A 13,687-nucleotide genomic window follows, 5' to 3' on the forward strand; every position below is an offset into this window, starting at 1 on the left:
GGTTCGGTCTCTCGTGGTGGGGCCGCCGCATTCGGGTGCGACGTCGGCCCCACCTTCCTGGTCGGAAGACGGCCGTCCGTGAACGCGACGACGACGTCGGAGCGATGTCGGCGACCGCGACGCATACAGGTGGGCCCCGTGGGGCTCGAACCCACGACCCGCGGATTAAAAGTCCGATGCTCTACCAACTGAGCTAGAGGCCCGTGCGCGTCCACTTTACGGGATGCCGCGCCTCCTGGCCGCCAGGCCGACCCGCGCCTCCTCGGTGTCGACGGGCGTCGACGGGTGCGCCCGGTGCAGCCGGTGGTGCCGTGGGCGAACGCCCGGCTCGGTGTCGGTGGTCGCGCCTATCGTGGGTCCGGTGCCGAGACCATTCCACCGCCCCACCCAGTTCTCGGGGTCCGAGTTCGAAGCCTTCCAGGGCGGAGACGACCCCGCGACGATGAACCGCGTCGCCCACGAGTCGGCCTCGGCCCTCGTCGCGCGCGTCAAGCACGACCCGAGCCCCGAGATCCTCGACCGGCTCGTCACCTTCACCGACCAGCACGGCATCGACGCGGTCGCCGAGCTCTGGGCCCGGGCCAGTCCCCACAGCCTGCCGGGCGCCCTCTGGCGCATCTACCTCGTGCGGGCCGTCATCCGGCAGAACCCGGTCGAGGTCACCCAGCTCTTCGAGCGCGGGGTCGAGGTCGCCACCACGATCGACCCGGTCGTCGCGGGTGCGCCCGCTCCGGCCAGCCCGGAAGAGATCCTCGAACTCGCCGATCTGATCCTCCGCGGGGTCTTCGTCGGCGACTTCGCCATCGCCCTCGAGCGGGGTGCCGCGTTCTGCCGCCTCGCCGCCGCCGGCGCCACCTCGGTCGCCGACGACCAGGACGCCGTCGGGTCCGACCGCGCGGGCGAACTCACCCGTCGCGCCCTGCGCTTCAGCGAGCTCGGGGTCGACCTCGTCGCCTGCGCCCACCTGTGGCGCGACGACAGCCTCGACTGAACGCCGCCACGCGCGGGCGGGCCTGCGCCGCGCTGCGGAGGGCGGCACGGCCGAGGGCGACCGCCGACGGCCGACCGCCCCACGCTCGACACGCGCGGACCCGCCTCGCGTTCGCACGACGCGAACTCGGCGGACCGCTCGGCCCGAGGCGGGTAAAGTCTTCCCTGTCGGGCCGCAGTAACCCCGGGCTCCAAATTTAGCCGCTTCGAGCGGCCTCGCGCCGAGAGGCGTTTCTGCGGTCCGGCGCCTCTTCCTCCCGAGGTGGGTCCTCGGTCGAGAGCCGCCGTGACGACCGACCGTCGGCCTCCTTTCCTCCGGCACCGCGCCTCCTCGGCTCGTCGGTGTGGGTACGTCGCGAGCAGGCGACGGCGTCGGGCGACCGGTGGGTGACGGTGACCGCGCATCGGGGCAAACCCATCGGGTCCAGGACGGCTGTCAGTCCGCCCCTCTCGGGTTCGACACCCGAGTTCCGGCCGGGCGACACGAGCGCGCCGGGATGTTCACCCAATCCGGCGGGCCCCCCGTGCCGAATCATTGACGTGAGGGATCCACGATCCCCCGCCGACACCCGTCCTCCCTTAGTTTCGGGCGTCGGCGGGCTGGTCTCCCTGCGATGCACCGGGCCTGAACGCCATCCCAGACGGACGCATCGCAGGGAGTCCCGTCCGCACCACGAACACCGCACCACGAACACCGCACCACATCACGATCCGCCCCGGATCGTGACCCACGACCCGACGAACAGTGCGACCGGAGGTGAACCCTGACATGCTCGAACTCGTGACCCGAGAGACAGAGACACCCGAGAGCGGGCCTGCTCCGTCGACCCCCGACATGTTGTTGCCGCGGGTCGCGCAGGGTGATCAGGCCGCTTTCGCCGAGCTGTACGACCAGACGGCGCCCCGCGTGCTGGGTCTGATCAAGCGCCTCCTGAAAGACCACGCCCAGTCCGAAGAGGTGGCCCAAGAGGTCTTCCTCGAGATCTGGCAGAACGCCACGCGCTTCGACTCCACCCGGGGCAGCGCCGCCAGCTGGATGCTCACGATGGCGCACCGACGGGCCGTCGACCGCATCCGCGCCTCGCAGGCCGGTCGCGACCGCGACCTCAAGATCGGCGTGCGCGACCTCGAGACCGACTTCGACTCGGTCACCGAGTCCGTCGAGATCCGCATCGAGCACGAGCGGGTCGAGCGGGCCCTCGGACGCCTCACCGAACTGCAACGGCAGGCGGTGAAGCTCGCCTACTACGGCGGCCTCAGCCACAGTGAGGTCGCGAAACTGTTGGACGTGCCGATCGGCACGGTCAAGACCAGACTGCGCGACGGCATGATCCGTCTGCGCGACGAGATGGGGGTGGCTTCGTGACCGACCACGACGAGCCCACGCACGGCCGCCACGCGGACGACGCGGGCACCACGAGAACCGACACCGACAACCTGTCCGGCGCCTACGTGCTCAACGCACTGAGCGACGACGAACGACACGCGTTCGAGGCACTCCTCGACGACACATCAGACCAGCACGACGACACCAGGACGGAGGTGGCCGAATTGAGAGAGACCGCATTGTTGCTCGCTCACGCGGCCCGGCCCGTCACCCCGTCGGCCGGGCTCCGCGCAAGCGTGCTCGACCTCATCGCGTCGACGCCGCAGCTCGCGCCGCTCACGGCGACGGCGGCCCCGACGAGCCCCACGGCAGACCACGACATCGCGACGACCGCAGGAGGCGCGGGTGACGACGACCACGCACGTCGCGTCGAGCGCACCCCCGCCCCCGAGATGGAGCCGAGCGAGTCCGAGGGCGCCCGCGTCCTCACGCCGACCGGCGCCGCGCACCGTCGTTGGTTCACGCGCCCCGTCGCCGTCCTCGGGGCGGCCGCCGCGGCCGCCGCGCTCTTCTTCGGCGGTGGAGCCCTCGTCGAGGGCCTCGGTCAGTCCGGCCAGCAGCAAGAACAGCAGGCCTCGGGCATCGACGAGATCTACGCCGCGAGCGACTTCCAGCGCTCGGTGGCCGACGTCAGCACCGGCGGCAAGGCGACGCTCATCTGGTCGGACGAGCTCGGTCGCTCGGCCGTGGTCGTCGACGGGATGACCTCGCTGCCCGGTGACCAGACCTACGAGCTCTGGTACATCAACGATGACGGCGCCGTCCCCGCGGGCACCTTCGACGCCTCGTCGAGCGCCCCGGCCACGCACCTGCTCAAGGGTGAGATGAACGCGGGCGACACGATCGGCATCACGGTCGAGCCGGCGGGAGGCTCGTCCTCGCCGACCAGCGACCCGGTCGTCGCCATCCCCAGCGCCTGACCCGTCGCCACGCCAGAAGAGGCGGTCCACCACGTGGTGGACCGCCTCTTCTCGTGCGCCCCTCACGGACACGCGGCGTGCGGGTGCGCCTCACCCCGAGGAGGCGCGGCGCCGATCAGCCGAAGCGTCCCGACACGTAGTCTTCCGTGGCCTGCACGCTCGGGTTCGAGAACATCTTCGCGGTGTCGTCGTACTCGATGAGCTTGCCGGGCTTGCCGGTGCCGGCGATGTTGAAGAACGCGGTCTTGTCGCTGACGCGGCTGGCCTGCTGCATGTTGTGGGTCACGATGACGATCGTGTACTGCTGCTTGAGCTCCTCGATGAGGTCCTCGATGGCGAGCGTCGAGATCGGGTCGAGGGCCGAGCAGGGCTCGTCCATCAGCACGACGTCGGGGGAGACCGCGATGGCCCGCGCGATGCAGAGGCGCTGCTGCTGACCACCCGAGAGGCCCGAGCCGGGCTTGTCGAGGCGGTCCTTGACCTCGTTCCAGAGGTTCGCGCCCTGCAGCGACGACTCGACGAGGCCGTCCTGGTCGCTCTTCGACATGCGACGGTTGTTGAGCTTGACGCCCGCGAGCACGTTGTCGCGGATGCTCATCGTCGGGAACGGGTTGGGGCGCTGGAACACCATGCCGACCTGTCGACGGACCAGGACGGGGTCGACGCCGGGGCTGTAGAGGTCGTTGCCGTCGATCAGCACCTCGCCCTCGACGTAGGCACCGGGGATGACCTCGTGCATGCGGTTCAGCGTGCGCAGGAAGGTCGACTTGCCACAGCCGGACGGGCCGATGAACGCGGTGACCGTGCGGGGCTCGATGGTGATGTTGACGTCTTCGACAGCCTTGAACTTGCTGTAGTAGACGTTGAGGTCGTTGACCTCGATGCGCTTGGACACGGTGATTCCTTCGGGGTGGGAGCCGGGCGGGAGCCGGGACGGGGTGTGGGTCGGGGCGGCCGGGTCAGCGGCCGAGCTTGGGGGCGAACACGCGGGCGATCAGGCGGGCCAGCAGGTTCAGCGCCATGACCATCAGGATCAGGGTGAGGGCGGAGGTCCAGGCCCGGTCGATGAAGGCCGCCGCGTCGGTGCCCTGGCTGACGTACGAGCTGTAGGCGAACACCGGCAGCGACTGCATGCGACCGTCGAAGAGGTTGTAGTTCATGCTCGCGGTGAAGCCGGCCGTGATCAAGAGCGGAGCGGTCTCGCCGATGATGCGCGCGATGGCCAGCATGACGCCGGTCGTGATGCCCGCGACCGAGGTGGGGATGACCACCTTGACGATGGTCAGCCACTTCGGGACGCCGAGGGCGTAGGCCGCTTCTCGCAACTCGTTCGGCACGAGCTTCAGCATCTCTTCCGTGCTGCGCACGACCACGGGGATCATCAGGACAGCGAGGGCCACGGAGCCGGCCGCGCCCATGCGGACCCCTTCGCCGAAGAAGATCACGAACAGGGCGTAGGCGAACAGGCCGGCGACGATCGAGGGGATGCCCGTCATGACGTCGACGAAGAACGTGATGGCGCGGGCCAGGCGGCCCTGACCGTACTCGACGAGGTAGATGGCGGTCAGCAGGCCGATCGGCACCGAGATGACGGCGGCCAGCGCCGTGATCAGCAGGGTGCCGGTGATGGCGTGCAGACCACCGCCGCCGGCTCCGACGACGTTGCGCATCGACATCGCGAAGAAGTCGGCATCGAACCGGTTGGAGCCCGACGTGACGACGGTGAAGAGCAAGGAGACCAGCGGAACCAGCGCGATGATGAACGCCGCACTGACGGCGGTCGTGACGACGCGGTCCTTCGCACGGCGGATGCCCTCGATCTGCATCGCGACGACGAAGACGAGCACGGCGTAGAGCACGGTGCCGAGGATGATCGCCCCGACCCAGTTGAAGGACTCGGTGACGCCCGCCGCGTTCAGGAGGGCGAAGACGACGCCCATGACGACCCAGCTGCCGAGCAGGATGACGAGGGGCGCGGCCTTGGGCAGGCGCCCCGTCGTGAGGGCGTTGACCGTGCGGGTGGACCGGCGCACGCCGGCGGTGGTGGTGGCCATCAGTTCGCTCCCGAGAAGGCCTTGCGGCGGTTGATGACGTAGCGGGCGATCGAGTTGACGATCAGGGTGATGACGAACAGCACGAGGCCGGTCGCGATGAGGGTGTTGATGCCGATGTCGTGCGCCTCGGGGAACCGGAGGGCGATGTTCGCCGCGATGGTCGAGGAGTTCGTCGACGTCAGGATCGCGGGGTTGATGACGAGGGCCGGCGAGAGCACGAGCGCCACCGCCATGGTCTCGCCCAGGGCACGACCGAGGCCGAGCATCGCGGACGAGATGACTCCGGGGCGACCGAACGGCAGCACGGCGATCTGGATCATCTCCCAGCGGGTGGCGCCGAGGGCGAGGGCGGCCTCTTCGTGCAGTACCGGCGTCTGGAGGAAGACCTCACGACTCAAGGCGGTGATGATCGGCAGGATCATCACGGCGAGCACGATCGAGGCGGTCAAGAGGGTGCGACCGGTGCCCGAGACCGGGCCGGCGAAGAGCGGGAACCAGCCGAACGTGCTGACCAGCCAGTCGTAGAAGGGCTGGATCGCGGGGGCGAGCACGATGCTGCCCCACAGGCCGAAGACGACCGACGGCACGGCGGCCAGGAGGTCGATCACGTAGCCGAGCCCCTGGGCGAGCTTGCGGGGGGCGTAGTGCGAGATGAAGAGGGCGATGCCGATGGCGACGGGGAGGGCCATCAGCAGGGCGAGCGCGGCGGCGTAGACCGTGCCGAACGCCAGCGGTCCGACGTACTCCCAGAACGAACCGGGGTAACCCGAGAGCGAGACGTCCTCGGGAGCGGCCGTGAGGGCCGGGATGCTCTGCACGATGAGGAAGAGCGCGACGGCCGCGAGGATCGCGAGGATGAGACCACCGGCGACGACCGTGCTGCCCGAGAAGATCCGGTCGGCAGGACGTCGCTTGGGCTTCGGGACGACGGCGGGGGCCGAGGTCGTGGCGGGGGCGGTCATCGGACGGGGTCCTCCGGAGGCTCGGGTGGGGTTCGGGGACGAACACGGGTGCTGGTGCTGGTGCTGGTGCTGGTGCTGGTGGTGCCTGTCAGGCCGACGGCCCGGGAACGCACGCGGTGCGTTCCCGGGCCCCCGGGGTGGTGCCGTGTTACTTGATGAGCGCGATGGCGTCGGCGACCTGACCCGAGAGGGTGCTCGAGATCGGGGCCGAACCGGCGGCGTCGGCCGCGACCTTCTGGCCGTCCTCGCTGGTGACGTACGAGAGGTACGCCTTCACGAGCTCGCCCTTGGCGGCGTCCTCGTAGGACTCGCAGGCGATCAGGTAGCTGACCAGGACGATCGGGTAGACGCCTGCGGCGCTCGAGGTGCGGTCGAGCTCGATGGCGATGTCGCCGTCGGTGCGACCCTCTTCTTCGGGCGACTCGTCGACGATGGCGGCTGCGGCCTCGGCCGAGTAGCCGACGAAGTCGTCGCCGACCTTGACCTTGGCGACGCCGAGGTCACCGGCGCGCGAGGCGTCGGCGTAGCCGATGGTGCCGGTGCCGTTGGTGACGGCGTCGATCACGCCGGTGGTGCCCGAGGCGCCCTCGCCGCCGAACGCGGTCGGCCAGGTGCCGTCGGCCTCTTCGGTCCAGGTGTCGCCGGCCGTGGCGTGCAGGTAGTCGGTGAAGTTCTCGGTGGTGCCCGAGTCGTCCGAGCGGTGGACGGCCGTGATGCCCGTGCTGGGCAGGTCGGCGTCGGGGTTGTCGGCCTTGATCTCGGAGGCGTCCCAGGTGGTGATCTTGCCGCTGAAGATGCCGGCGAGGGTGGCGGGCGTGAGGTTGAGCTCCTTCACGCCGTCGAGGTTGAAGACGACCGCGATGGGCGAGACGTAGGCGGGCAGTTCGACGATGCCGGTGTCGGGCGTGCAGCCGGCGAAGGTGCTCGACGAGATCTCGTCGGTCTTGAACGCACGGTCGGAGCCGGCGAAGTCCGCGGCGCCCGAGATGAAGCTCTCACGGCCGCCACCCGAACCCTGCGGGTCGTAGTTGATCGTGACGTCGGGGTTGGCGGTCTGGAAGCCCGCGACCCAGGCCTCCTGCGCAGCCTGCTGCGACGAGGCGCCGATGCCCGAGATGGAGCCGGAGAGGTCGCTGGCCGATGCGTCGCCCGAGGGCGAAGCGCCGCCTTCGTTGCTGGCGCAGGACGCGAGGAGCATGGTTCCGACCGCGGCGATCGCGACGATGCTGCCGGTGCGCTTGAAGTTCACAGGGGGGTCCTTTTCGGGATGTGATGGCTGGGTGCTGTGGGCCAGGTGCCGACCCGTGCGAGACGCTACGGCGACGGGTTAACCACGGTCGCCTGCCCCGGTGAACGGAAGGTGAACGAGGGGGGAACATCGGCCCGGACAGGCGCGTCCGGACGGCGGTCGACCCCGGCCCGGTGCGGGCGGGGGTCGACCGTCTCGGCGTCGCGACGAGCCGAGGAGGCGCGGGTCAGGCGGCCGGGCCGTGCGTCTCGATCGCGACGAGCGCCGTGTCGTCGACCGAGACGTGCAGCACCGTGAACTCGGCCGTGCCGAGCGATGAGGCACGGCGCAGGTCGATGCGGTCGCCCCCCTTGGTGCCCAGCGAGATCTGGCGGATGACCTCGGGCAGCACCGGGCCGTGGCTGCAGATGACGGCCGCGGCCTTCTTCTTGAGGCGCTTCTTGACGACCCCGGCGACGTCGTCCGTGCCCTGCTCGAAGGCGTCCTGGCTGATCGCGTCGGTCTGCTTGACGCCGACCCGGGTCAGCTCGGAGAGGGGCTCGAGGGTGGCCAGACAGCGCGCCGCCGTGCTGCTGACGATGCGGGTGGGGGCCCAGGCCGCGATGACGGGGGCGACCGACCTCGCCTGGCGGCGGCCCTGGGGCAGCAGGGGGCGCGTGGCGTCCGAGCCGTGCCAGTCGGACGGCGAGGTCGTCTTGGCGTGGCGGAGGGCCACGATCGGGAAGGTGCGGGCCGTGCCCGTCGCCACCCGGTCGGCGAAGCGCTGCAGGACGTCGGCGTCGCGGGCGTAGGTCAGCATGGCCTTCGCCTTCTCGATGCCGACCCACTCGATGGCCGCGACCTCGTGGTTGGGCGTGAACGTCCCGGCCGCGGCGAAGGACTCGTCGGTCACCTCGGCGGACCAGTAGTGCACCACCTTGTCGCGACCGCCGGGCAGCAGGTACTCGGCCGTGCCGAGCGGGGCGCCCAGCGTGACCCGGTAGCCCGTCTCTTCGTGGATCTCGCGCACGGCCGTCTGCGGCGTCGCCTCGCCCGGGTCGACCTTGCCCTTCGGCAGCGAGACGTCGCCGTGGTGGTCGCGGTGGATCAGCAGCACCCGGACCTTGCCGTCGACCAGCCGCCAGCAGACGGCACCCGCGGCGACGACCGTCGTCGAGGTGATGGTCATCGCTTGGAGCGCTTCCGCTGCGTGATGGCCTTCATCTGGGCGTTCTGCAGATCGGTCAGCGAGCGGCCGTCGGCGTCACGCGCGTGGCGGGTCCAGGTGCCGTCGGCCTCGAGCCACCACGAGGCGGTCTCGTCCGACATCGCCTGCTCGAACAGGTCGGCGACCTCGGCGAGGTGGTCGGCCTGCGTCAGGCGCACCAGGGCCTCGACGCGACGGTCGAGGTTGCGGTGCATCATGTCGGCGCTCCCGATGAAGACCTGCGGGTCGCCGTCGTTGAGGAACCAGAACAGACGGCTGTGCTCGAGGTACCGCCCGAGGATCGACCGCACCCGGATGTTCTCGCTCAGGCCCGGCTCGCCCGGCTTGATGGTGCAGATGCCGCGCACCCAGACGTCGACGGGCACACCCGCCTGGCTCGCCTTGTAGAGGGCGTCGATGATCTGCTCGTCGACGATGGAGTTGATCTTGATGCGGATTCCGGCGGGTCGGCCGGCCTGGGCGTTCTCGATCTCGTTCTGGATCTGCTTGAGCAGACCTCGGCGGAGGTAGCGGGGGGCCACGAGCAGCCGCTTGAACTTCTTCTCGATCGCGTAGCCCGAGAGTTCGTTGAACAGGCGCGTCAGGTCTTTCCCGACCTGGTCGTCGGCGGTGAAGAGCCCCATGTCTTCGTAGATGCGGCTGGTCTTCGGGTTGTAGTTGCCCGTTCCGATGTGCGTGTAGTGCTTGAGCGTGCCCTTCTCCTGGCGGATGACCAGGGCGAGCTTGCAATGGGTCTTGAGCCCGACGAGGCCGTAGACGACGTGCACGCCGGCCTTCTCGAGCTTGCGGGCCCAGGTGATGTTGTTCTGTTCGTCGAACCGCGCCTTGACCTCGACCAGCGCGAGGACCTGCTTGCCCGCCTCGGCGGCGTCGATGAGCGCCTCGATGATCGGGCTGTCGCCGCTGGTGCGGTAGAGCGTCTGCTTGATGGCCAGCACGTTGGGGTCGGCCGCGGCCTGTTCGAGGAACGCCTGCACGCTGGTCGCGAACGACTCGTACGGGTGGTGCACGAGGATGTCCTGCCGGGCGATGCTCGCGAACATGTCGGGCTTCATGTTCGGCTCGGTCTGCTGCAGCTGCACGGCGGTGGTCGGCAGGTGCTTGGGGTACTTGAGGTCGGCCCGCGGCATCTTGGTGATCTCGAACAGGCCGGCCAGGTCGAGCGGGGCCGGCAGCTTGTAGACCTCTTGATCGGTCACGTCGAGTTCGCGCACGAGCAGCTCGAGCGTGACCGGGTCCATGTCGTCGGTGATCTCGAGGCGGATCGGCGGACCGAACCGGCGGCGCAGCAACTCGCGCTCGAGGGCCTGGATGAGGTTCTCCGACTCGTCCTCGTCGACCTCGACGTCCTCGTTGCGGGTGACGCGGAACACGTGGTGCTCGACGACCTCCATGCCGGGGAAGAGGTCTTGCAGGTGGTTGGCGATCAGGTCCTCGAGGGGGATGAACCGCACGCGCCCGCTGTCGTTGTCGGGCAGCTGCACGAAGCGCGGCAGCATCTGCGGCACCTTGAGGCGCGCGAACTCCTGTCGCATCGTCTTGGGGTTGCGGACGCGGATGGACAGGTTCAGGGACAGCCCCGAGATGTAGGGGAAGGGGTGGGCCGGGTCGACCGCCAGGGGCATGAGGACGGGGAAGATCTGCTCGGCGAAGATCTCGCGCATGCGGACCCGGTCGGCCTCTTCGAGGTCGGACCAGTTCTCGATGTGGATGCCCGCGTCGTCGAGGTCGGGCTTGACCAGGTCGAGGAACGCCCGGGCGTGGCGCTCTTGCAGCTCGTGGGCCTTCCGGTTGATGTCGGCCAGCACCTCGTTCGGCCCGCGCCCCACGTTGGTCGGCACGGCGAGGCCCGTCGCGATGCGGCGCTTGAGGCCGGCGACCCGCACCATGAAGAACTCGTCGAGGTTGCTCGCGAAGATCGCGAGGAAGTTGGCCCGTTCGAGCAGCGGCGTGGTCGGGTCTTCTGCGAGCTCGAGCACGCGCTGGTTGAACGCGAGCCAGCTCAGCTCGCGGTCGAGGTAGCGCTCGGCCGGCAGGGTGCCGTCCTCGAAGCTGACGATCTCGTCGAAGTCGTCGAGGAAGTCGGGGGTGACGCCGGCGCCGTCGACGCGGGGTTCGCTGCTGTCCATCGCACCATCGTGCCACCCCCGACCGCCTCGCAGCGTCGTCCCGGGTAAACGCGAGATGACGTGTGGACACCCGGCCGCGGGGGAGGAGCGGTTGAGGGGACGACGACGCCCCCACCGGGTGGGCGGGGGCGTCGTCGTGGGGAGGTCCTGCGGTTACTTCTCTTCGTTCTTCAGGGCGAGGCCCAGGGCGAAGAAGGTCGGCGCCCAGTGGCCGATGAAGATGCCCCAGCGGTCGGACTGCGCCTTGTCGGACGAGTCCTTGCCCTGCGAGGCGAGCCAGGCCACGAGGGCGATGACGATCGAGGCGAAGCCGCCCCAGTAGGCGTGCTTGCTCTGGAGGCCGAGATCGGAAAGGAACTTGACGGGGTTCATGTTGTTCTCCTGACGATGGGATGCGTGCCTTGCGCGGTGCCTCAATCCACTCCCCGGTGCTGGGAGTGCGGTGGCAGGCCGGCTCTGACCCCAGGAGTAGGCCTCGCCGCCCCGCTTCTGTACCCCGGTTGTACCCCTCGGGTCAGGTGAGCGGCGTGGAGACGCTCGAGGTGAACGTGGCGCCGTCGGCGGTCACGTCGCTGATGAGACCGCCCACCCGCACGGGCACCGGGGCGAGCGAGCCGTAGACGCCGCTGTTGCCCGCAGCGTCGACGCCCTGGGCGGTGAAGGAGGCCGAGCCCGGTGTCGTGGTGCTCACCGTCCACCCGCCGTCCTGCCAGTCGCCGACGGTGAACTGCGGCGCGGACTCGAGGGTCCACTTCTGGCCGGACAGCGTGTACCGACCGGACTCCGTGTCGTACAGGCCGAAGCTGCAGCCCTCCGGACGCAGGTCGGTCGAGGCGATGCAGCCCGCCACCCAGGCGTCGACGGCCGCGGTCGCCGCCTCGGTGCCGGCGGGCGTGAGCGCGGTCGTGAGCAGGGTCGGTTGGGCGATGGCGTCGGCGCCTTCGACCACGGCGGTGGCGGCGGTCGCCGAGTACGACTCGTTCTCGGCGGCGAGGGCGACCTCGTAGCTGCCGGGGAAGGCCTTGAGGCTCACCGATCCGTCGGACCCCCGGGTCACGGGGGCCCCGTCGATGGCGATCTCCGCCGATGCCGGTCCGGCGACCTGCACCGAGACCGTGCCGAGGTCGACCGGCTGGAGCGCCCATCGGTCGAAGAAGAGCAGATCGCGCCCGTCGCGCACGAGCGTGAACTCCTGGGCGTGGGTCGACCCGTCGCCGCGGTGCACGACGGTCTCGACCTGCGCGTCGTCCCCGTCGGTCGAGACGGCACCCACCTGGAACCCGTCGACCCGGTCGCCGGCCGCGGCATAGGCCACGTCGGTCAGCAGCACGTCGCCCTTGGCGACCTCGGTGCCGTCGAGCGCGAGGGCGCGTTCGACCTCGCCGGCCTGGACGGCGCCGAGGTAGTCGCGGACGGTCGCCTCGGGCCGGTGGGAGGCGCTCATCGTGGCGAACGTCACGGCACCCGCCACGACCAGCACGAGCAGCAGGGCTGCTCCACCGATCAGGCCGATCAGCAGTCGTCGACGTCGTGCGGCCTCTTCGGGCGTCCTCGGTGCCGGGGGAGTCGGAGCCTGCGCGTACGCGAACTGCGAGGTCGGCTGGACCGAGGCGTCGTACGGCTGCTGGTACGCCCCCTGCGGCTGTCCCTGGTCGCCCGGCTGCGGCGAGGAGCCGTAGAGCTGGTCCCCGTAGCCGGTCGCCTGGTGCGGGTTCCCCTCGGGCTGCTGCCCGTACGGCAGTCCCTGGTACGGGAACGCGGCGGGCTGCTCGTGGCCCCCGGCCGGTGCCCCGTCGTGCTGCGGCTCGTCGTGCCCCTGGTCGTCGCCGTCCGGTCTGGTCTGATCGGTCATGATGCCCCCTCGATCGCTGTCATCCGATCCGCAGCATATCGGTGGACCGGAGGGGCCCGCACCCCCCGAGGACGGGCCGTGCCCGGGCGGGGTTCAGCGGGTGAGGGTGTACTGCACGTCGACGGCGTGGTCCGTGAACCCGCGGGCCGCGTAGAGCCGGAGGGCGGCGGTGTTGTCCCCTTCGACGTACAGCGCCGCGGTGCCGGCACCGCGCTCGGCGAGGCGCGCGAACCCGGCGTCGACCACCGCGCCTCCGAGTCGTTCGCCCTGGTGGTCCGGCGAGACGCCGACCGCGTAGAACTCCCCCGGCTGACCCTCGTCGAGCTTCAGCCAGCAGAAGGCCAGCAGGTCGTCGCCGCGCCAGAGCAGGAGGAAGTCGTCGGCGTCGAACCACGACTCGGCCTGCCGGGCGTCGAGGTCCGCCTGGACGAGCGAGCCCTGCTCGGGGTGGTCGGCGAACGCGCGGGCGTTGAGGTCGAGCCAGGCCTCGTCGTCGACTCCCGGCCGGAACGAGGCGACCCGGTCGGCGTCGCGGAGGCGGGGCGCACGGGGTCCGGCGGGGACGTCGGCACGCTGTTGCAGCAGGCGACGGGTCTCGGCGAGGCCGAAGCGCGCGGCGAGCACGCGGGAGCCGGGCTGGTCACCGTGTGCCCAGAAGAGCAGCGGGCCCTCGGTCTCGTCGACGAGTCGTTGCAGCAACTCGGCACCGCGACCCTGTCGGCGGTCGTCGGGATGCACGACGAGCTCGGCCTCGCCCTCGCGCAGCACCGCCGCGGCGTGCGCGTCGCCGACGACGGTCGCGACGCCCGACCGGACGTCGACCAGGGTCTGGTCGGAGAACGGCGGGCTGCCGTCGGCCGTGGTGGCCGCTCGGGCGAGCGTGGGCACGAAGGAGGCGCCGGTCGCGTCGGCGGCGTCGGTCACCGCGACACCGTGT

At 70.3% G+C, this 13,687-nt stretch carries 12 protein-coding genes and 1 tRNA gene; 3 read left to right on the top strand and 10 right to left on the bottom strand.

What is annotated here, in order from left to right; genetic code table 11:
* Positions 1-130 precede the first annotated feature (130 nt).
* A tRNA-Lys gene (locus QRN23_RS03150) sits at positions 131-203 on the bottom strand.
* Positions 204-361: 158 nt separating this feature from the next.
* Between QRN23_RS03150 and QRN23_RS03155 the strand changes: the two genes are divergently transcribed.
* The 3 genes from QRN23_RS03155 to QRN23_RS03165 all read left to right on the top strand — a co-directional run bounded on the left by QRN23_RS03155 (position 362) and on the right by QRN23_RS03165 (position 3,297).
* A complete protein-coding gene (locus QRN23_RS03155; RefSeq protein WP_055977451.1) occupies positions 362-991 on the top strand; it encodes a hypothetical protein in 630 nt (209 codons plus the stop codon).
* A gap of 768 nt (positions 992-1,759) precedes the next feature.
* A complete protein-coding gene (locus tag QRN23_RS03160; protein ID WP_056043251.1) occupies positions 1,760-2,356 on the top strand; it encodes a sigma-70 family RNA polymerase sigma factor in 597 nt (198 codons plus the stop codon).
* Positions 2,353-3,297: an anti-sigma factor gene (locus QRN23_RS03165; RefSeq protein ID WP_056043248.1), complete on the top strand. Its 945-nt coding sequence runs from the start codon at positions 2,353-2,355 to the stop codon at positions 3,295-3,297. Before QRN23_RS03160 ends, QRN23_RS03165 begins: the two co-directional genes overlap by 4 nt.
* 115 nt (positions 3,298-3,412) lie before the next feature.
* Here the strand turns inward: QRN23_RS03165 and pstB are convergent, their stop codons facing one another.
* The 9 genes from pstB to mshD all read right to left on the bottom strand — a co-directional run bounded on the left by pstB (position 3,413) and on the right by mshD (position 13,674).
* The gene (pstB, locus tag QRN23_RS03170; protein ID WP_043597259.1) at positions 3,413-4,192 is read right to left on the bottom strand and encodes a phosphate ABC transporter ATP-binding protein PstB; all 780 of its coding nucleotides are present in this window, start codon (positions 4,190-4,192) and stop codon (positions 3,413-3,415) included.
* Positions 4,193-4,256: 64 nt separating this feature from the next.
* Positions 4,257-5,351 carry a phosphate ABC transporter permease PstA gene (pstA, locus tag QRN23_RS03175; protein ID WP_159827668.1) on the bottom strand — a complete coding sequence of 365 codons (1,095 nt, stop codon included), beginning with the start codon at positions 5,349-5,351 and terminating at the stop codon, positions 4,257-4,259.
* On the bottom strand, positions 5,351-6,313 hold the full coding sequence (pstC, locus tag QRN23_RS03180; protein ID WP_054146878.1) for a phosphate ABC transporter permease subunit PstC: 963 nt from the start codon (positions 6,311-6,313) through the stop codon (positions 5,351-5,353). The genes pstA and pstC overlap by 1 nt, the downstream gene beginning before the upstream one ends.
* 148 nt (positions 6,314-6,461) lie before the next feature.
* A complete protein-coding gene (locus QRN23_RS03185; protein WP_446718849.1) occupies positions 6,462-7,562 on the bottom strand; it encodes a phosphate ABC transporter substrate-binding protein PstS in 1,101 nt (366 codons plus the stop codon).
* Positions 7,563-7,788: 226 nt separating this feature from the next.
* Positions 7,789-8,730 (bottom strand): NUDIX hydrolase, encoded by a 942-nt coding sequence (locus QRN23_RS03190; RefSeq protein ID WP_056043236.1) that lies wholly within the window; start codon positions 8,728-8,730, stop codon positions 7,789-7,791.
* Positions 8,727-10,898 carry an RNA degradosome polyphosphate kinase gene (locus tag QRN23_RS03195; RefSeq protein WP_056043235.1) on the bottom strand — a complete coding sequence of 724 codons (2,172 nt, stop codon included), beginning with the start codon at positions 10,896-10,898 and terminating at the stop codon, positions 8,727-8,729. Before QRN23_RS03195 ends, QRN23_RS03190 begins: the two co-directional genes overlap by 4 nt.
* A gap of 153 nt (positions 10,899-11,051) precedes the next feature.
* Complete coding sequence (locus QRN23_RS03200; RefSeq protein ID WP_123355311.1) at positions 11,052-11,270, bottom strand: hypothetical protein; 219 nt, start codon at positions 11,268-11,270, stop codon at positions 11,052-11,054.
* Between the two features lie 142 nt (positions 11,271-11,412).
* Positions 11,413-12,750 carry a proline-rich domain-containing protein gene (locus QRN23_RS03205; protein ID WP_285062508.1) on the bottom strand — a complete coding sequence of 446 codons (1,338 nt, stop codon included), beginning with the start codon at positions 12,748-12,750 and terminating at the stop codon, positions 11,413-11,415.
* Positions 12,751-12,843: 93 nt separating this feature from the next.
* Complete coding sequence (mshD, locus tag QRN23_RS03210; protein WP_123571206.1) at positions 12,844-13,674, bottom strand: mycothiol synthase; 831 nt, start codon at positions 13,672-13,674, stop codon at positions 12,844-12,846.
* Positions 13,675-13,687: the final 13 nt, after the last annotated feature.

This window comes from Frigoribacterium sp. ME-P-080 (assembly GCF_030209595.1).
Lineage (GTDB): Bacteria > Actinomycetota > Actinomycetes > Actinomycetales > Microbacteriaceae > Frigoribacterium.

Excerpts from the sequence above, each read along its gene's own strand:
- QRN23_RS03195 (WP_056043235.1), bottom strand. The coding sequence starts at position 10,898 with ATGGACAGCAGCGAACCCCGCGTCGACGGCGCCGGCGTCACCCCCGAC.
- pstA (WP_159827668.1), bottom strand. The coding sequence starts at position 5,351 with ATGGCCACCACCACCGCCGGCGTGCGCCGGTCCACCCGCACGGTCAAC.
- QRN23_RS03160 (WP_056043251.1), top strand. The coding sequence starts at position 1,760 with ATGCTCGAACTCGTGACCCGAGAGACAGAGACACCCGAGAGCGGGCCT.
- QRN23_RS03200 (WP_123355311.1), bottom strand. The coding sequence starts at position 11,270 with ATGAACCCCGTCAAGTTCCTTTCCGATCTCGGCCTCCAGAGCAAGCAC.
- QRN23_RS03190 (WP_056043236.1), bottom strand. The coding sequence starts at position 8,730 with ATGACCATCACCTCGACGACGGTCGTCGCCGCGGGTGCCGTCTGCTGG.
- pstC (WP_054146878.1), bottom strand. The coding sequence starts at position 6,313 with ATGACCGCCCCCGCCACGACCTCGGCCCCCGCCGTCGTCCCGAAGCCC.
- QRN23_RS03205 (WP_285062508.1), bottom strand. The coding sequence starts at position 12,750 with ATGACCGATCAGACCAGACCGGACGGCGACGACCAGGGGCACGACGAG.